Genomic DNA, 19,691 nt, shown 5'->3' on the forward strand with positions numbered 1-19,691 from the left:
GTTAGGGTACTTTATCAGCCTATTGTTTCTACTTACGCCGATAATTCGTAAGGAGAAGCAGGTTTTCGACAGCAGAAGCTTACATAACTTAATCTATAGATTAACGCATTTTCGAAACTGTGTTTTGTCTTTATGGCCTCTTCTTTTCGATCAGAATTTTCCGTTGATGGCCTTGAGAATCCATTAACGCTTATCGATAGTTCGATCAACTTCAACCAATCGGTTGATCGGAAGGGCCGGGCATCGGCAGGTGTTCGAAGCGGGTTGCTGGAGGTGTCCATTTTAGGGAACGATCGGGGTGTTCTGACCAACTGGGCTTCGGATCCACTGGCGATCAAGAACGGCTGGATCATCTACCGGGACCAGAAAGGCGGCACATTACAACGCGTTGAATTTAAAGATGCCTATTGTGTACGCTACCATGAAACGTTTCGGGTAGGCGATGCAACCGCCGCCTATTCAATTCAGCTCGGGATGACAGCCCGCCAGATTATTATTGACGGGTACGTACACGATAATATGTGGATGGACTGGAAAATGGGGGCTTAACAACCGCACCTTTTATCGTTAACGGACGCACTAATGGCTCAGCAGGTTAAAGCAGATATAGTAATTGGCGGCAAGAAACTGGAGCATTTTACGCATCTTCAGATCAACCAGTCGCTATTCACACACCATACGTTCGAGATTGCCGTGCCTTTCGAAGTGCTTGAAGACAAAGAGGACTTCTTCTTCAAACAGTCGCATACAGCGATGGTGGGCGAAGCCGCTACCATTTCGTTCAAACCGCTGTACAAGAACGTTTCTGAAGATTTCAAATTCTCAGGTATTGTCACTGAAATTACTCTGGCCAACAACAGTGACATGATAAATTCTTTTTTGATAAGAGGGCACAGCCCTACTTATTTAATGGAGGATGGTCACCAACGGAGAGCCTGGGTCGAGCAGCAATTAGCCAATATTTTCAACGCCGTTCTAAAAGATTATTCTGCCTCGGCGCTGCCAAGGGTCGTTTCGTCAACATTTACAAACCTGATCGACTATAAAGCCCAGTACGATGAATCAAACTGGGCATTGCTTACCAGACTTTGTCGAGAATATAGCCAATGGTGTTATTACAATGGCACGCAGTTGATCATTGGCAAGCCAGAAAATAATACCGTCCCGTTCATTATCGACGGCGTTCAGCACTTCAACTTATCGGTCTCTCTGAAGCCTAACCAGTTTCAGATGTTTCATTATAATTACCAGAAAGATGAATCATATCGAAGTGGTGGGCAGCCAGTCCAAAGTTTACAGGCATTTGGCAATTTTGCGTACTCAAAATCAGCCTCCTTATTCAGTCGGGCCTCGCTACGGTGGCCACTGCGCGATATTCAGTCGAAAGGCGAATTGGATGACGCCGTAGAGGCAACCAATATCAGCAACGCAACGGATTTAGTCACGTTTGAAGGCGTAGGCGAAAACCCCAACCTGAGCATCGGCGTAATCGTTGATGTTACTACGCAAAAGTTGGCCGATACGGGTAAATTCAAAAAGCTGAGCGCCGGTAAATATCGGATTACAGCCATCATTCACCGGGTCGACGAAGTGGGGAACTATAGCAATCGGTTCGAGGCGGTTCCTTTCTCTGCCGAAATGCCACCGCGCAACCCACTTGTGCGGGCTCCAACAGCCTTACCTGAAATTGCGACCGTTATAAAAAATGACGATCCGAAACAGCTTGGCCGCGTCAAAATCAAGTTTCACTGGCCAAATGAATTAGAGGCCAAGTCAAGCTGGGTACGTGTGGCAGTGCCTTATACAGGCGGCGCAAGAGGTTCGCTGTTTATTCCGGAAATTAATGATCAGGTGCTGATCAGTTACGAAGCGAACCATGTTGATTTTCCAGTAATTGTTGGCAGCCTTTACCACAAAGATCCCTCCACCAACTACTGGTTTGATAATAATTACCAGAAAATTATTCGTACGAAAGGCGGCAATAAAATTGTCATGAAGGATAAACCCGGCGAACAGGAATTCTTCATTACGAATGCCAACAATAAAGGAACCAGTTTACACATCAGTTTTAAAGATGATGGTGTTATTCATCTTCAAACAAAAGGGGTTATTAAACTGGACGCAAAAGACATTAAGATGCAGGCCAAGAATAATATTGAGATGCAGGCCGGAAAAAATGTCACCATAAAAGGTGGAACCAATGTGAACATAAAAGCAGGTGACACCGCTGAATTGAGCGCCACAACGACCGACGTGAAAGGTATGACGGTTAACGTGAAAGGCGGAATGGTTAAAATAAATTGAGCATTTTCAGATTCCTTTTCTAATATAATCTAACGTTCAACAAAACAACTTACCACTATGGCTGCATCAGCAGTTGCCGCGTATTTTACCGCTATGGGCGTACCCGATACCGAAGTCGTGAGCTTCAACTATGAGTTGAGCCGTTCGGTTGACTCAAAAGGACGACCCTCATCCGTCACCCAGGGTGGCGTAGTGCATGTCGAACTTACGTCTTCCGACGCCGACGGCCCTCTCGCCGAGTGGCTTGCCAACTCATACACAGAAGGTGATGGCAGCATCCGGTTTGTTGACCAGGACCAGACCACACTGAAAACTGTAGAATTTACGAAAGGCCGTTGCATTCGCTACGCCGAACGTTTCAACAAAACGCCGGAACAAGGCATTGTTGCCCGGCCAGCAGCAACATTTACGTTGAGCATCTCAGCGGAGAAAATTACTTTCGCAGGGGCTGAGCATGATAACAACTGGGGCGACAAGGCTTAGCTGTTTAAGGAATACCAGGAAATTTTATGGAACACAGCTTCTGTAGAATTTCCTGGCTTTAACTATTGGTAGATGTCAACCTATTACGTTATTATTCATAAAGACTAGATACTATTTACTGGCTGTACCCCATTTTTTTCAATTTTGCCTTGATCGATTCGGCATTTTTATACAACGCCTTCTCTACTTTCCCATCCGTATACGTACACTCGCAGCCGAAGAATTTTTCGCTCAATTTCTCCAGGTACGTTAATGTCGATCCCGGGCCAGGGTTATCGTAGATAAACGTCTCGAAAAAGTCGCCATTATAGTCGTGATGCTGCTGTTTATATCTACACAGGACAACTAACTCTTTTACTTTGTCTTTATCTGCATTAGCAAAAAAAACGGAGATCACTTCAGGATACCCTCCATCTTCGTCTATTGGCCCGAACATACTATCGCTTGTTGAACCTTTTCCCGTAGGGCAATAGACATGCCCCAGGATTTTGTTAAATCCGATGTTTGGGTCAGCGGGGTCATCGAATCCATATAGGGCAATTACTGACCTGGTTGACCCCCACAGTGTGGTTGTAATGATCGGGTGCGCCAGCTTCGCACCTGTCGGCATTGACTTATTGATCATCTCCTCTACTGAGTCAACCTTCTTTTTTAGTGGTTGTTGACCAGACGAACTTGTTGCGCTAAAACCAAGGAGAAGTATCGCCAGAATAACGCTTGCAGGAAGACTTAGTTGACCAGACATAGATATGGATCGGCGCAGAATACTCATCAATCAACCTTAGCGATACCTTTCGGCAAAAAGACCAGATACAACAATGCTTTTGCAAAGATTCGCTCACGGTCAGACAACCCATTCTCGCCTCCGTTCACTTTGCGGGTAACCTCTTTGACCGATGTCAATAGCGTAATATCAGTCACATTTACTCGCATCTGAAAAAACCAGAGTGCGCTTTCAACAGACAGTCCAGTGTCGGTGGCAATTAGATCTGGATTATCAACAAAATTCAGCGTGTCGTTATGTTTCTGGTGGTAGAAATCATTGAAAGACGAATAATTATTCTTCCCCGTTAACTGAAACACGCCCCGTCCACGGTATTTATAGCCATCACCCGTAGTTTCAGCCCCGTTACCCATCCGGCTGCTGTATACATAGTTGGCTAGATCTTGTGGGTTCTTTACATAGTCTTCGGGATCACGCGCACCTTTTTTAAAGTATTTAGGAAATATTTTTCGTAACCTGTCGGCTGATCTGTAGTTAAGGTTTTCTACGTTCGTCCCTTTGGTGAAACCACCTGTTTCATGACCGGCCTGTGCTAAAAAATGGGCGAGTTGAATTTCATTCACAATCCCGTATTTCCGCATATTCTGCTGAAGCTGCGCTTGCAGTTGCTTCAACACCGCTTTATCGCCGCCAGGGAATATTTGCTGGAGTTGCTCTTCGGTAACATAAAAAGTGGGCGCATTGGGGTCATCGGGTACGTTCGTCTGCGTCGCCTCGGTTCCTTTCCCAGTTTCGCCCGCTTGACGTGAAGCAGCCTGATACACGTCAGAAAGCATGTTGTCGAATGCTCTTCTTTCGTCGAGCAGTTGTTTATAAAAGGCAGATTCAAACTCTCGCTTATTGGTAGCTACCTGCTCTCTAAATAGCAGACTATCAACTGTTCCGGTTCGCTTCCAGCCCATCAGGCCAGACTCGTAGCTTCCAAAGGCACTATCATCTAAGCCTTGTCCGGGCTGATTGGTCTGATCGTTGCTGTCGAAGAGGCGTAATGGCATAACGGGATCTGTTTTTAACTATAACGAATATAGCATTTATCGATTAAACCAGCAGTCGGGAAAATTTACAGCGGTATCGTTACTCCGGCACATCGGCAGTACCTTGTGGTCGTTACCTCTCACCATCTTATATGGGTACACTATCACCGTTACTCCTCACGATCCTCCTGCCACTGATGATGGATAGCACTATCCATCATCGCCAGCCTTCTTTTAGCTCGCCCGATACTCTTCATTACGCAGGCTTAACCCGAACATACCGGATCTACATCCCATCCAGCTATTCGAAGCGTAACCATCCGTTACCACTCGTGGTAGCACTGCATGGTGGTGGCGGTAGTGGCCAGCAGTTTGAAGCACAATCCAAGTTGAGCGAAACGGCCGACACGGAGGGCTTTATTGTGGTTTATCCCGACGGACGGCAGAATTCGGGTATGCTTAAGCTACGTACCTGGAATGCAGGCGCCTGTTGTGGCCAAAGCGCATCGACTCAACAAACCGATGACGTGGGATTTATCCGCTCACTGATTGATAAGCTGCAAGCTACCTACCAGATTGACCCGAAACGGGTGTATGCTACTGGCCATTCAAACGGGGCCATGCTCTGCTATCGGCTGGCCTGTGAACTACCGGATAAACTAGCCGCTATAGCCGCCAACGCAGGTACAATGCAACTAAAAACGGCCTGTCAGCCAAGCCGGATTATGCCGATTCTGCATATCCACTCAAAACAGGATCGCCATGTTCCGCCTGATGGCGGGGTTGGCTCCCAAAGCCTCAACAGGCAATGGAACCCTTCGGTAGATACTACCCTCTCTGTGTTCGCCAAACTAGCGCATTGCACAACGACCAAACAGGTCGTTCGGACAACAGCCGGCTATACGCTTTACGAGTGGATGAACTGCCAGGACAACACCCCCATTCAGTATTACCTCACCAATGATGGTGGTCACTCCTGGCCTGGCGGTCAACAGGCAGTACGCCGCTTTGGCGATCCGCCATCAGCTGCACTGGCCAATAACGAGCTTATCTGGACCTTCTTCAAAAACCGGGCATTACCCTGATACACAAGGAAATACCCTGTATCTCTATCGCTGGCTGGCCTAGCAGGCTCGGCGCATATGACCAACTGGCGGCTCAACGAACTTTTACGACGATAGAATAGTTAACACTGTTATAGAAGCTAACATCCCCCAACATGGGCATTCTTGAGCGACGGTTACGACAGAAGGAAGAAGTGAAAACGAGTATTCTACAGGCAGCCTGGCAGCTGGTTCTGGAAGAAGGCTGGCAAGCGCTTTCTATCCGTAAAATAGCCGACGCCATTGAATACAGTGTCCCGGTGATCTACAGTCATTTCGAGAACAAGGAGGCCATATTGCTGGAGTTTACCAAAGACGGCTTTCGCCTGTTGACGGAGGCAATTCTGAAGGAGAAAGCGACGGAGCAGGTGGCCAGTAAACAACTCGATGCCATTGCCAGGGCGTACTGGCACTTTGCTTTCGAGCATAAAGAGTATTACCAGTTAATGTTTGGGGTGGGCATTCCGGCCTGCGATATGGTAAGCCAGGTTGCAGAAATGAAGGAGTTTTCAGATACGCTCATTTCTGTTATCGAGCAGGCCATCCAGGAGAGCAATCAACCACAGGTCAACGCCTTTCTGAAATTCCACACCTACTGGTCAATTCTTCACGGACTGGTTTCTATTCAAATGATGGGCCGTAAAGAGAATCCGTGGAGCCAGCTGGTGCTACAGGATGCCATTAGCGGGTTCATCAAAGCGCTCAACGGCTAATTTTTTTGCCATGAACCTAACACTGTTATATTTTATGTCGTCGTTAATTTTTTAGCTAACTCACAACATGGATGTCGAAATCTGGAGTGATGTCATGTGTCCTTTCTGTTACATCGGTAAACGAAAGTTTGAGCACGCCCTCCATCAGTTTGCCCACAAAGAGCAGGTCAATGTGATCTGGAAAAGCTTCCAGCTAAACCCTGACCTGCACACCGAACCGGGAAAAAACATTAACCAATACCTGGCCGACAGTAAAGGCTGGAGCCTTGATCAGGCGAAGCAGATGAACGACCGCGTAACGGCTATGGCCAGCGAAGTCGGCTTGTTGTACGATTTCGATAAAGCCGTTGTGGCTAACTCGTGGGATGCACACCGGCTGATTCAGCTGGCCAAGCAGCATGGCCTGGGCGATGCCGCCGAAGAACAATTATTCCGGGCCTATTTCACGGAAGGTCGCGACACGTCTGACCACGCCACCCTACTGGAACTGGGCACTGCTATTGGGCTCGATGCTACCAACGTTCAACGGATGCTGGCAAGCGACCAGTTTGCCGACGACGTAAAACGGGACGTGTACGAAGCTCAGCAAGTGGGTGCACGGGGCGTACCTTTCTTCGTGCTCGACCGACGGTACGCCGTATCGGGGGCGCAACAGCCCGAAACGTTTCTCGGTGCTCTGAACACTGCCTGGGCGGACTGGGAAAAAGCCAATCCAGTTGCCCTTACATCATCGACCGACGGGCCCGCCTGCACACCTGGCGAACTCTGTTAACAATTCTATTCTTTCTAAATACAACCATGGACTTATTAGCTGCAATGAACTGGCGGTACGCTGCCAAAAAAATGAACGGCGAGGTAGTACCCGTCGAAAAACTGGATACTATTCTGGAGGCCATCCGCCTGTCTGCTTCATCAGTGGGCATTCAGCCTTACAAGGTGGTGGTGATCGACAACCACGAACTAAAGGGCAAAATCCATGAACTGGCCTGTCCGCAACCACAAATCGTTGAAGGCTCACACTTGCTGATTTTTGCGTCCTGGTCAACGGTCGAGGCCACTCAGATCGACGAATACATCCAGTTGATTGCCAATACACGGGGAGTTTCGGCCGAGTCACTGGCTCCGTTCGCAGAGTCGATCAAAGGGGCGCTGTTGACTAGAACGCCTGAAGAACGTGCCAACTGGGCGGCACGCCAGGCCTATATCGCGTTGGGCTCCGGGATTATTGCAGCCGCCACAGAGCATGTCGACGCTACCCCAATGGAAGGCTTTAACGCCAACGCGCTTGACGAAATTCTGGATCTTCCTGCTCAGGGATTGAAGAGTGTTGTCATTCTGGCACTTGGGTACCGGGATGCGGAGAAAGATTTTCTGTCGAAGGCCGTTAAAGTCCGTCGTCCCCGGAAAGACCTATTTATCGAGGCCGCTTAACTACCCATTCCTTACAGACTATCCTTCCATTCAGCAAACAGCCCGCTGGTGATTTCCCAGCGGGCTGTTCTATTTTTTCGGCTTTGCCTGAGCTGAATCATTGTTTTGCGGTTTGCTTATCGAAGTAGTTGCGCATGAACATCATTTGATAGGGTAATGCGTTGTTCCAGTACGCCCAGTTATGTGCACCTGGCCGGGCAATATAATCATGGGCAATGTTGCGCTCCAGGAGTTTTTCGTGCAGGTTGTTGTTCACCCGAAAAAAGAAGTCTTCGGAACCACAATCGATGATGAGCGAGAGCGCTCCCGGCGTTAGCAGATGCAGCAGATTAATGACCGTGTTCTGCTCCCATCGTTCGGGATTCTGGCTGTAAGGCCCCAGGCGTTTGGCAATGTCCCAGTTGTTTGGGAAAGGCCGAAAATCAACGCCGCCGCTCATACTGCCTGCTGCGCCGAAAACAGTCTGGTGCCTGAACGCCAGATACAACGCCCCGTGGCCACCCATGCTCAAGCCGGTGATGGCGCGTCCGGTTCGGCTTTTTATGGTCTTGTAACGGCTATCGACCCAGTTGACCAGTTCATCGGCTACGTAGGTTTCGTACCGAAAAGAAGGGTCTGCCGGGCTGTCGAAATACCAGCTGCCCACGTTGCCATCCGGACAAACAATGATCATCTGGTAGGTGTCTGCGGCTTTACCGATAACTGCTGCTGCCTTCCTGGCCCAGTCGGCGTAGTTCCCCCCATAGCCATGTAACAGGTAGAGTACGGGTAGCTCCCGGCCATCGGCGTAGGAATCGGGCCTGATAATCACCGCCTTGATCGTCTTCTTCATCGACGGACTGACGGTCTCCACCGTATCGATTTTGGCGGCTTGTCCGGCAAGACTGCGTGTGAGCAGCAAGCAGGCGAAGAATAGCGTGCGAAGAATACCTGTTGCTGTGGATCGGGTCATTGAAGAGATCGGTCAGTGCGTATGTGTTTGTGGAACCGGGTTGCCTTTTCCGGTTCGGGCCGGGTACGTTGCTTAAACCGTTTTCAGCACGCTGATTACTGCTTGATCCTGTTTTCAAACAAAAAAACACCGTTCTTATTCGCCACAACGATATCCGTTTTTCGGTCACCGTTCATATCCTGAGCTACGATATTCAGGCCCGCGCCCGAATCATTGTCAATAATGTGTTCGGTATAAAAAGGAGCCGTGCCGGGGGTAAACGTAAACCACATGAGAATACCCGGATCGCTATCACCAGCGTCGCGCCCATGATGAGCCAGGAAGCGCTTCCCCGTAATGTACTCGTTGCGACCGTCGCCGTTTAGATCGGCCATGATCGACGAATGGGTTTGGGCCGTGGTGTTGCTCATCAGGTGGGTTTTAAAATTGATTGCTCCCTGCTTGTCAACGATCTGTTCGTGCCACCAGACACCCAGCGCATGGGCCGACGCACTAACCACATCGTTTTTCCCATCGCCGTTCACGTCAAGCACCTGCATCTGCGAACAGGGTTCGCCCAGGTTGGCCGGATGAAACACCCAGTTCCCCGATTTTTTATCGGCCGTGCCCGCAAACCACCCGTCTCTGATCACCACATCCTTTATTCCGTCGCGGTTGATGTCGCCGTAGCCAATACCGTGCGAAAAGATTTCTGTACCAGGTACGTTCTCTTTACTCAGCGGAAAGCGTTGCCAGGCTGTCTCGCCAGGTTTTACGGGCGCTTTCAGCCAGACGATCTGCTTTTTTGCTTTGTCGCCGCACAGAATATCGAGACGGCCATCACCATCAATATCAATAAATCCGGGCGACTCATTGGCAATGCCTACCGAATCGGCAATGATGTGCTTTGCCCAGGTTCCCGGCTTATTTCTTGGATTTTCGAACCAGAACGCCGGTTTACCGGGAAAATCGATGATCACTACATCGTCCCAACCGTCCAGATTTACGTCCATCCCCAAATTCAGGAATGATTCACTGTATTCTTTTCGCGGGTCGAATGGGCGGGACGGGGCCATTTCGTGGCGCGTCCAGTCGGGGGCTTCAAACCAATAATAGCCCGCCACAATATCTTTTCTGCCGTCTTTGTTCAAATCAGCAACGGCCACGCCTTCCGACACGAAGTCACGGGTAAGGGTCGTTTTCTTAAAGTCGCCGGAAAGAACAACCTCTTTCGTCGGGGCCGAGGTGCTTCCGGTGCTGGTTGCCTGCTGCTGGCGCACGTCGAATAGGGTCTTAGCCTGCCCCGAGGCGCTTGTCAGCCAGCAGCAAAGCAACGTGCAACGTAGCAGTTCCCGTATGGGCCGTTCACCAGGGATGATTCTCTTGCTCATATCGACCAGATCTAGTCCGACAGTACCTTAGCCAGCAGGGCCTGAAGTCCGTGGGTTTCGGGCGTATGTTCCTGTTTGCCCACCCGCTCGTTCAGCTCTTTCAACAGTTTCTTTGCCTCGTCGGTACCGATGGCGGCGATGCGCTGAATGGTGTAGGGCAATTGCTTGGGCATCGTTGATTTTTGCGCCATCGCCAAGGCCCGTTTCATATCGATAGTTGCCAGGGGCTCCGAGGCGTACCAGACCAGTAGTGGCAGGTTATGGTCGGTTTTATCCTGTGGTTTCTGGGTCAATGCGTCCAACACATCCCACCGCTGGGCGGGGTCTACCCGAAGCATGGCCGATGTTAGGTACAGCCGAACCAACGCCGACGTATCCTGCTGGGCCAGCGCGGTAAACCGTTTCATCGTTTCGGCCGAAACGGCTTTATTCTCGGCCAGGAGTTGAATAACCCAGCTTCTGACGTAGTCACTTTCGCTGGTCAGCAGATCGGCCAGTTCCTTTTCGGTCAACCCTTTCGTTACGTGTAATGCCCATAAAGCCCGGAGTTTCCGCGTGGGGTCGGGGTTGTTGGCCAAGATGTCCTTGAGTGCTTTGTGCACCTTTTTATTTGGGCCACGTTCCTGCAAAATGGTTCGGGCCTGGCGTACATACCATTCATTGGCGTGTAGCTGGTAGTTGACCAGTTCTTTATCAGAGGCCTTCGTTAAGTCAACGCTTACCCATTTGTCGTTGTCGTGCGTGATCTTAAAAATACGCCCCATTGTTTTGTCGTGCACATCCGGGTTGGGGCTGTGGCACTGGTTCTTATCGTACCAATCAATGGCATAGACCGAGCCGCTGGGATCGTATTTCATAGTCAGCCATTGCGACCAGGAGTCATTCATGGCTAGAAAATCGGGCCGGTGATGAACCACGTACCCAGAACCTGACCGGGCCGGGTGATCGCGGTTTAGCCGGGCTCCGTTGATGTTGTTCATGAAAATCTCATTGCGGTATTCCTTCGGCCAACTGTTGCCGCCCAGGTAGATCATGGCGCCGGCATGGGCATGCCCCCCGCCGGCCGAGGCCGATCGGAAGTTACCCGCATGAGGCCCTCGTTCGCCTACCCAGTGTACATGATCGGCGTGGGTCCTGATATCATCATAGGTGTAGGGGTTAAAGTGCTTACCCGCCTGCCGGAAATACCGCCCTCCCTGGATCATGTTGTACATATGCGGAATAACGCAGGCCGTCACGAAGGCATGTCCGTAGTCGTTGAAATCGAGCCCCCAGGGGTTGCTGGTTCCTTCGGCGAAGAGTTCAAACTGCCTGGTTGTAGGGTGAAATCGCCAAACACCTGCATTCAGTTTAGTCCGCTCCGAATCGGGGGCTCCCGGCTTGCCAACGTTTGAGTGGGTAAACACGCCGTGGGTACCATAGAGCCAGCCGTCTGGTCCCCACCGGAAGCTGTTCAGCACCTCGTGGGTGTCGTCTGTCCCCCAGCCGTCGAGTAGCTTCTGGGGCGGTCCGGTTGGTTTGTCGGTGGTAAAATCGGCCGGTATAAACAGCAGATAGGGGGCAGCGCCCAGCCAGACGCCCCCCATTCCCACTTCAATGCCACTGACCAGATTCAGTCCTTCGGCAAAGACCTTCTTTTTGTCTAGTGTGCCATCGCCATTGGTATCTTCAAAAATCAGGATCCGGTCGCGCCCTTTCCCTTCCGGGGCAGGTACCGGGTACGTGTGTGATTCGACCACCCACAGTCGGCCACGGGGGTCGAGTGTAAAGCAGATGGGTTTGATGATGTCGGGCTCAGCAGCGGCCAGCGTAATCTTAAAGCCAGCAGGAAGCGTCATGGCCTGCGCCGCTTTCGTACCCGAAAGGCCGGCGTTGAGCACCGGGTCTAACGGCGGCAGAACGATTATATCTTTCTGTTTCAGTTCATTATCAAACACCGGCCGGGTCGGGTAGAACAGAAAATCATCGAAATTGATGTGTGCCCATTTGTCGTTGGCGATGTAGGGAATCTGCGAAATACCTGTTTCGTTGTCGACCAGCCGAATGAATATCTCCTGGTTCAGATAGGGTTGCAGTTCGACCACCACGGGCTGAAGCGTGGCCCGCCCCTGCCCTGTACTCTGAAAAATAACCTTGTTCGTACGCGCCTGCACCAGTTCTACGCGGGTATCCTGCAGGGCACCTCCCGACACCCAGAAGGCGGCAAACGGCTGGGTAACAGGAAACGGTACGGAGGTTAGGGTACCCGTTAATTGGTAATTAGTGGTGCCACCACTGCTTAGAAAATGCGTCCCGGCAAAGCCAATGTGCATGTCTTTTTCATGAACCGGCGACGGGTCCTGATCGATGATGGGGTTGGTAAACGCCCCCCCGGTAGCGGTCCAGTCGGCCAACGTACCTGACTCCACATTCAGATTTAGGGGTTTCCCATTGGTCACAGGTACGTCCCCGGCTACTGGTGCGGTGGTCAGCGCGCCCTCAACGACTTCAAACGTACCTATCATACCCGCCGCCCGGTGCCCCGGCACGGTACAGTAGTAGGTATCGCTTTTGTCGGCAGTGAACGTCAGGCTGGTGCTTGCTCCTTTCTCCTGAACCGTTTTGCTTTTGATACCCATCTTTTCCAGGGCGATATCATGCGTCATCAGCTCGGTATCGGTGATGGTGATCCGCACCCGATCCCCTTTATTAGCCTTCAGGGTAGGGTTACGGGCGCCGTCCTGGGCAAAATAGCCCAGCATAGAGGCCTCCAGCTTATAGTCCCGGTCAACCGTTTCGAGCGCCTGCACCGGTTTAGCTTTGACAACCTGTGCCAACAGGTGCTCACCCGGTAGCACGGCAGCCAGAGTGATGAATAGGTAGACTACTCGACGTGTACGCATATGATTCGTCTTTAGTAGATGGGAGGGAAACTAGGTACGTTAGCGTTCGGAAATAACCAGGTCTCTAAATTCGACCCGAGCTGCTCCACCGCTGTGTATTTGCACGGCAATAACGCCTTTCTGCGGAATGGTGCTGTCCTGCTCTCTGTAGTCGCAGGTTTTCACGCCGTTTATATACAGTTCATGGCGATTGCCTGTACAGCGGATAATGTAGCTGTTCCAGCCATCCGGTTTCAACAAATGCGTCAGCGTTCTTACATCACCGCCGACCAACTTGCCTCGCCGGTGTTCGTCGTACAGATCGCCCCAGTATCCCTCTCCAATATCGGCCTGATACCCTACTATCTTCCCGCCTTCCAGCACAGACCGGTATTGAATACCACTGTTGATCATTCCCGTCGATGGGTCGCCATGTAGCCGGAACAGGCACCGAAATTCAAAGTCGCCGTAGGCCTTCAGCGTATGCAGGTACGTGTTCTCCGGTATCTTATGCAGTCCATCGCCACTCGTGATCATGCTGTCGGCAACAGACCATAGCTTCATATGAGTCGGATCGACCGTCTTCCAGCCCGTCAGGGTTTTTCCATCAAATAAGGCCACTGCTTTTACCGTCGACTGGGCCACGGCTATGCCTGACAGGGCGGCGCCGCCCACCAGCGCCGATACCGCCATCAGGTATTTGAGCAACACGGTTCGCTTTCTCCAGGTTACGTCCATTCGATTAGTAGGCTGGCGGTCGAAACAATCAGCGATAAAAGCAGGGGTAGCCAGCTTCGTTACTGGTTGGGCAGGCGGTCATAACGCAGCGAACTGTTTGGCCGCATCATCGAGCACAAGTACCCAGTCCTGACCATAGCCCTGGGTAGGCGGTGTAAACGGCATTGGTTTCTGATTGGTGAACGTACCTGCCGCCTGCGTTTTACCCGATCGCGGATCGTACCAGGTGGCGGTCAGGCGCGAACCCGAAATCTTGCCCGGATTCACGGTAAATCCCTTTCCGGCTGCCGAATACACAAAGGCATAATCCCTTCCGCGCGTTGCCTGAATCCGCTCTGCCGGGCTCAGGTTGTTTTCCACGATCAATGTCTGGTCTGGCACACGATCAAGTACTGGACGGGCGGTCAGCAACCGGCGTATGTGCTTCATCTGGTTAGCGCCGGGCAGGTCGAGGGCTTCCTGCCAGTATAGGTGCGGCCCGTTTACCGCCGGTCGACTGGCGCTGTACATCTGCCAGATGTCATGGCAACCATACGTATGCCCGTGTGCCCCCGCAAACAGGTCCAGATACGCGTACAGGCGCACATCATACGCACTGGACGTACCCAGCTCTTTGGCATTGAAGCATACCGGATGGTCTTCGTAAATCGGTTCAGCATCCATCGTTGGTTTAGTAGGCTGCCGATTATACGATACCGTGATATAGTCATACACAGGTACGTTCCGGCAGTGGCCATTCTGGTGCATATTGACATCAAACCAGAGGTCATCCTGAAACCACTTTGAGGCGCCGCCGTTCATGCCGTTCGGTTGCGGATGGAAGGTCATCAACGCTTTGTCGGCACCGCCAACCCCTTCCTGAATGCCCACAGCCATAGCCCGCCAGACGGCCAGGTCGGTTGATCCGTCGCGGGGGTTCCGGTCGCCGCCCAATACCCAGACAATATTTTCCCGGTTTTTGTAGCGATTGCCCACGTATTGCCCGTAGCTGCGCGCATTGTCTGGAGTAAAAATTTCAGGGCCATTGCCCCAGGTGCTTTTAAAGACCTTGTCGCCCCAGGTGGGCAAAAAAGCAATGACGATCCCGTACTGAGCCGCTTTATCGATAATGTAGTCCACGTGCGCGAAGTAGGCCTCATTGGGTTTCGTCGGGTCATTATTAACCAACGGAACCTCTCCATACGGATTCTTTTCGTTCAGGCCGTCGAACTCAGCCAGCGCTACCGCCTGCACTACCGTAAAGCCCTGTTCGGCGCGGCGTTTCAGGTAGCCATCCGCTTCCTCCCGGTTCAGGCGGTGAAATAACTCCCAGGCGGTATCACCCAACCAGAAAAACGGAACTCCATTCTGATGAACCAGAAAGCGTTTATTGGCCGATACCTGTAGTCGCCCGCCCGCAAACGGTTGTTGTGCCAGCGTCAGCGTGGCGATACAGCTGAAAAGTAGTACAAAAAGGGCCTGCTTCATGGTGAAGTCAAGAGAGTAAAGACCGAGATGAATAGTCTTCGGAAAAGCGGTGGACAAGCCGTTCCCTACTCAATCAAACCCACCCAAACTAGGCTGTCCTTCACTGGTTACGCCTGCATTTCGGGTAGTCACAAGGCTGTGGTGGCTTATGTAAAGAAACGGTCTGCGTCACCCTCTCCACCGCCTAAACCATGTCATTATCTGCTAAACTCTTTAGCTTGGTATGCCTGCTTGCCTTTTGCCAGCTGGGCATGACCCGCAAACAAGTAGCTGCACCACCCACCGTACTGGTCTTCGCCAAAACCAAAGGTTGGCATCACTCGTCGATCCCATTCGGTATTGCGGCGGTTCAGAAGCTGGGCCGCGAAAACGGCTTCGCTGTTGATACAACCACCGATGCAACGCTCTTTACCGACAAGCACCTGAAGAAATACGCGGCGGTTGTCTGGATGAGCACCACGGGCAATGTGCTCAATGGCGAACAGCAGGCTGCCTTTGAGCGCTATATCCAGGCAGGTGGCGGGTACGTTGGTGTTCATGCGGCCGCCGATACTGAATACGACTGGCCCTGGTACGGGAAACTGATGGGCGCTTTCTTTTCCAGTCATCCCCACAATCCCAACGTTCGTCAGGCAACCGTCGAAATCGTCGATTCGGGCAATCAGGCTACGGCCACGCTGCCTGCCCGCTGGGAACGGACAGACGAATGGTACAATTATCGCTCGTTTTACTCAGACATCAAGGTACTGGCCGATCTCGACGAAAACACGTATGAAGGCGGCACCAACGGGGCGCATCACCACATCAGCTGGTACCACGACTTTGATGGTGGCCGGGCTTTTTATACGGGTATCGGCCACACCGACGAAAGTTACAGCGAGCCCTTGTTTCTCACACACCTGCTGGGTGGCATCACCTATGCCATTGGCGGCAATAAACCGCTCGACTACACGAAGGCATACGCCAAAGTGACGCCCGATCAGAATCGGTTCGTAAAAACGGTGCTGGTCAATGACCTGAACTCCCCCATGGAACTGGCCGTCGCCCCCGATGGCCGGGTCTTTTTCACCGAATTGTTCGGTAGCCTATCCATGTATGACCCGCGCAGGGGCAAGTCCATGCTCGTGCATAAGCTGCCGATCACAAACATGGGTGGCACTGGGCTGATCGGCGTTACGCTTGACCCAAATTTTGCCCGGAACCAATACCTGTATCTTTATTACGCTCCCGCTGGGCAGACCGAAGACAACCTGGCGTTCCGGCTCTCCCGGTTTACGCTTACCCCGTCGAACACGCTGAATCTGGCTTCCGAAAAGGTTTTGCTGACCGTACCTGTCCAGAAAAATAGTGGTTCGCACCATGGCGGTTCACTAGCCTGGGACAACGATGGCAACCTGTACCTGTCTACGGGCGACAGCTCCAGTCCGTTCCCATCAGACGGCTACGCGCCGCTCGACGAGCGGCCTGGCAACGAATTTTATAGCCTGGATTCACAGCGGTCGTCGGCCAACACCAATGATTTAAAAGGCAAGGTGCTGCGTATTCACCCCGAAGCCGATGGCACTTATACCATTCCGGCAGGCAATTTATTTCCGAAGGGCATGGCTAAAACCTTACCTGAAATTTATACGATGGGCTGCCGAAACCCATACCGGATAGCTGTCAACCCAAAAACATCGGTGCTCTACTGGGGCGAGATCGGGCCAGACGCTGGCAAAGAGGGGGTGCAGGGCCCGCGTGGTTACGACGAGTTCAACCAGGCACGCAAGGCTGGCAACTTCGGCTGGCCGTATTTCGTTGGCAACAACGCAGCCTACCCAAAGTGGGATTTCGCCACCAAAACAGCTGGCCCGGCCTTCAATCCGGCCGCACCAGTCAATAACTCGCCCAATAATACGGGGCTAACTCAGCTGCCTCCGGCCATACCCGCCATGATCTGGTACCCCTATGCCGCGTCGACCGAATTCCCGGAATTGGGCGTTGGTGGCCGTAGTGCGATGGCGGGAGATTTCTACACGTTTGACCAAAACAGCACCTCGCCCACAAAATTCCCCGACTATTACGACGGAGCGCTCTTTGTTTTCGACTGGATGAGGAATTGGGTGATGGCGCTCCGTTTCGATGAGCAGGAAAACTACGTGCGCAGCGAACCGTTCATGGCCGGAAACGGTGATTTTCGCCGCCCCATCGATCTCGCATTCGGTCCCAACGGGGTGATGTACATGCTGGAATACGGGTCGGTGTACGGGGCAGACAATGAGGATGCCCGGCTAGTCAAAATCGAGTACAATACGGGCAATCGGGCGCCCATTGCCCAGGCTAGCATCGCCGACTCGGCAACCGAAGCGCATGTTGACAAAACGGTGTTTCTAACGTCGGAGCGACGCAATTTCCCTATTCTGCGCGAAGCCAGCGGGCAAGTGCCCCTTCGAGTGCTTTTCAGCAGCAGAGGCAGCCGTGACCTGGACGACGACGACCGGATCACCTACCAATGGTTGTTTGATGGAAAGACAGTGGGGGCCACTACGCCTAACGCCTCCTACACGTACCTGAAGCCGGGTACGTATCCGGCCATACTGCGCGTAACGGACCGGGCCGGGCTGGTCAGCCGCGATACAGTCATGGTCCATGTAGGCGATACCAGGCCGAAAGTAAGCATCACCAGTGCTGGAAATAAGTCCTTTTTCTGGCCCAACAAACCGTTCACCTACGCGGTAAACGTGACCGACAAAGAAGACCGGACCATCAACCCAAAACGGGTTAAGGTGTCTTACCGCTTTACCCCTCAACCCGGCGCGCAGGACAACATAGCGCCAAAATCGGCGGTGGTTGCGCTGGCTGAACCGATTCCGCCCGGTAAAACACTGATGGCCAGCAGTGATTGCAAAGCTTGCCACACCGTAGATAAAGTATCGGTCGGGCCGTCACTGCTGGCCATTGCAGAGCGTTATAAAGGACAGTCGGGGGCATTGGAACAGTTAGCTACTAAAATCATCAACGGGGGCGGGGGCAAGTGGGGCACCGAGCACGTGATGAGCGCCCATCCGCAACTGTCGCCCCTGGACGCCCAGGAGATGGTTCGTTATATTTACTCACTTACAGACCCCAAAAAGAAGGCGGCGACCTTACCTGCTCAAGGGACACTGGCCCTGGCCGACCACCCCAAAGATGATCTTCAGGGGCAGTACACGCTACTGGCTTCCTATACAGACAACGGGGGAACGCTGGTGAAGCCACTCACCGGTACCGATGTGGTCAGGCTGCGCAACGCCACCGTGAAAACAGCCTTTGCCGATGCACACGTTGGTTTCTCCCGCTTCCGGGATAACCTGTCGCAGGGTGCCCACAAATCGTACATCCTCCTCAAAAATATTGACCTGACCGGCATCCGGCAGTTTACCTACGAGTATGCCTCGGCTGGTCAGTCGGGTGACATCGAGGTCAGGATCGACTCGCAGGCGGGACCAATGGTGAGCCGGGCAAGTTACGGCCCAACCGGCTCCTGGGATACGCTGAAAAAGGTAACGGGTACGCTCGACAAACCGATCAGCGGGCGGCACGATGTGTATTTCTTCGCGATCAAACGCACCAAACCCAACGACGAAATTTTGAAACTCACCACGATCCGGTTCGACGAATAGGTATAACCGCCTGAACTCGTGATCGCAGACTGGCTGGGTACGTTATAGGATGAAATTATCATTTAAAGAGAAGCTCCGTGGCAACAAGCCACTCGTGGGTACGCTTGCCTCGCTGCCCTCGCCTGAGCTAACCGAGCTACTTTCGCTGGCTGGCTTCGATTGGCTATTCATCGATATGGAACACGGTGCCCTGTCGATCGGGGCTGTTCAGCACATGCTGTTAGCCATCAAAAATGAGTGTAGCGTCCTTATTCGGGTGGCCGACAACAACCCTGTTCTCATTAAACAGGCGCTGGATATCGGCGCCGATGGCGTCATCGTTCCGCTGGTCAATACGGCTTTGGAAGCGGAACGGGCGGTGGCGTCGGCCAGATACCCCCCCGTTGGCCATCGAAGCGTCGGGATTGCCCGGGCGCATGCGTACGGGCTGAACTTTACCGACTACATTCAGACAGCAAATGATTCAGTAGCCGTGATTATTCAGATCGAGCACAAAGAGGCGGTCAGCAACCTGGACGCTATTCTCGCGGTCGACGGTATCGATGGCGTTTTCATTGGGCCGTATGATCTGTCGGGAAGCCTGAACAGACTTGGCGACGTTTTCAGCGATGTGGTTCAGGACTGCATCCGGGAGATAAAAACGAAATGCAAACAGCGGCGCATTCCTGTTGGTGTGTTCCTGCAAAAGCCGGATACCATTCAGGCCGAACTTGCCAGCGGTACAACGTTTCTGGCCGTTGGGACAGACACTTTTTTTGTCTGGAACGGGGCACGGCAAGTAGTAGACGCCTGCAAAAGCATCATCCAGCCTAAGTAACACTGAACCTGTCGGTATTTCGTCAGCGCCCCTTTACCAACATTGGCCAGGTA

The 19,691-nt window shown here is 52.3% G+C and carries 16 protein-coding genes; 9 read left to right on the top strand and 7 right to left on the bottom strand.

Annotation, left to right across the window (positions count from 1 at the left end):
* Positions 1-132: 132 nt before the first annotated feature.
* The 3 genes from tssD (ACAW75_RS08105) to tssD (ACAW75_RS08115) are packed head-to-tail and all read left to right on the top strand — an operon-like array spanning position 133 to position 2,787.
* Positions 133-549 carry a type VI secretion system tube protein TssD gene (gene tssD / locus ACAW75_RS08105; protein WP_370728192.1) on the top strand — a complete coding sequence of 139 codons (417 nt, stop codon included), beginning with the start codon at positions 133-135 and terminating at the stop codon, positions 547-549.
* A gap of 33 nt (positions 550-582) precedes the next feature.
* On the top strand, positions 583-2,304 hold the full coding sequence (locus tag ACAW75_RS08110) for a type VI secretion system Vgr family protein (RefSeq protein WP_370728193.1): 1,722 nt from the start codon (positions 583-585) through the stop codon (positions 2,302-2,304).
* 57 nt (positions 2,305-2,361) lie between these two features.
* The gene (gene tssD / locus ACAW75_RS08115) at positions 2,362-2,787 is read left to right on the top strand and encodes a type VI secretion system tube protein TssD (RefSeq protein WP_370728194.1); all 426 of its coding nucleotides are present in this window, start codon (positions 2,362-2,364) and stop codon (positions 2,785-2,787) included.
* A gap of 115 nt (positions 2,788-2,902) precedes the next feature.
* Here tssD (ACAW75_RS08115) and ACAW75_RS08120 read toward each other — a convergent pair whose 3' ends face one another.
* Positions 2,903-3,412 (bottom strand): hypothetical protein, encoded by a 510-nt coding sequence (locus ACAW75_RS08120; RefSeq protein ID WP_370728195.1) that lies wholly within the window; start codon positions 3,410-3,412, stop codon positions 2,903-2,905.
* A 146-nt stretch (positions 3,413-3,558) separates the two neighbouring features.
* Positions 3,559-4,473 (bottom strand): glycoside hydrolase family 19 protein, encoded by a 915-nt coding sequence (locus ACAW75_RS08125; RefSeq protein WP_370728196.1) that lies wholly within the window; start codon positions 4,471-4,473, stop codon positions 3,559-3,561.
* Positions 4,474-4,697: 224 nt separating this feature from the next.
* Here ACAW75_RS08125 and ACAW75_RS08130 point away from each other — a divergent pair, with 224 nt between their 5' ends.
* The 4 genes from ACAW75_RS08130 (at position 4,698) to ACAW75_RS08145 (ending at position 7,792) form a co-directional block, all read left to right on the top strand.
* On the top strand, positions 4,698-5,630 hold the full coding sequence (locus ACAW75_RS08130; protein WP_370728197.1) for an extracellular catalytic domain type 1 short-chain-length polyhydroxyalkanoate depolymerase: 933 nt from the start codon (positions 4,698-4,700) through the stop codon (positions 5,628-5,630).
* A gap of 134 nt (positions 5,631-5,764) precedes the next feature.
* Entirely contained in the window at positions 5,765-6,361 is a 597-nt protein-coding gene (locus ACAW75_RS08135) for a TetR/AcrR family transcriptional regulator (protein ID WP_370728198.1), read from the top strand.
* A 67-nt stretch (positions 6,362-6,428) separates the two neighbouring features.
* Entirely contained in the window at positions 6,429-7,133 is a 705-nt protein-coding gene (locus tag ACAW75_RS08140) for a DsbA family oxidoreductase (protein ID WP_370728199.1), read from the top strand.
* Positions 7,134-7,159: 26 nt separating this feature from the next.
* Positions 7,160-7,792, top strand: coding sequence for an NAD(P)H-dependent oxidoreductase (locus tag ACAW75_RS08145; protein ID WP_370728200.1), 633 nt, complete (start codon positions 7,160-7,162; stop codon positions 7,790-7,792).
* Between the two features lie 97 nt (positions 7,793-7,889).
* On the opposite strand, the gene ACAW75_RS08150 is transcribed toward ACAW75_RS08145, so the two are convergent.
* From ACAW75_RS08150 to ACAW75_RS08170, 5 genes are all read right to left on the bottom strand, one after another.
* Positions 7,890-8,744, bottom strand: a complete 855-nt coding sequence (locus ACAW75_RS08150) for an alpha/beta hydrolase (RefSeq protein WP_370728201.1) — start codon at positions 8,742-8,744, stop codon at positions 7,890-7,892.
* Between the two features lie 95 nt (positions 8,745-8,839).
* A complete protein-coding gene (locus tag ACAW75_RS08155) occupies positions 8,840-10,114 on the bottom strand; it encodes an FG-GAP repeat domain-containing protein (RefSeq protein WP_370728202.1) in 1,275 nt (424 codons plus the stop codon).
* 11 nt (positions 10,115-10,125) lie between these two features.
* Positions 10,126-12,996, bottom strand: coding sequence for a PVC-type heme-binding CxxCH protein (locus tag ACAW75_RS08160; RefSeq protein ID WP_370728203.1), 2,871 nt, complete (start codon positions 12,994-12,996; stop codon positions 10,126-10,128).
* A gap of 39 nt (positions 12,997-13,035) precedes the next feature.
* The gene (locus ACAW75_RS08165) at positions 13,036-13,713 is read right to left on the bottom strand and encodes a 3-keto-disaccharide hydrolase (RefSeq protein ID WP_370728204.1); all 678 of its coding nucleotides are present in this window, start codon (positions 13,711-13,713) and stop codon (positions 13,036-13,038) included.
* A gap of 78 nt (positions 13,714-13,791) precedes the next feature.
* Positions 13,792-15,180, bottom strand: coding sequence for a glycoside hydrolase family 140 protein (locus ACAW75_RS08170; RefSeq protein ID WP_370728205.1), 1,389 nt, complete (start codon positions 15,178-15,180; stop codon positions 13,792-13,794).
* 191 nt (positions 15,181-15,371) lie between these two features.
* Between ACAW75_RS08170 and ACAW75_RS08175 the strand changes: the two genes are divergently transcribed.
* A complete protein-coding gene (locus tag ACAW75_RS08175) occupies positions 15,372-18,821 on the top strand; it encodes a ThuA domain-containing protein (protein ID WP_370728206.1) in 3,450 nt (1,149 codons plus the stop codon).
* Positions 18,822-18,870: 49 nt separating this feature from the next.
* The gene (locus tag ACAW75_RS08180; RefSeq protein ID WP_370728207.1) at positions 18,871-19,638 is read left to right on the top strand and encodes an HpcH/HpaI aldolase family protein; all 768 of its coding nucleotides are present in this window, start codon (positions 18,871-18,873) and stop codon (positions 19,636-19,638) included.
* Positions 19,639-19,691 lie beyond the last annotated feature (53 nt).

This window comes from Fibrella arboris, from assembly GCF_041321095.1.
Classification (GTDB): Bacteria; Bacteroidota; Bacteroidia; order Cytophagales; family Spirosomataceae; genus Fibrella; species Fibrella arboris.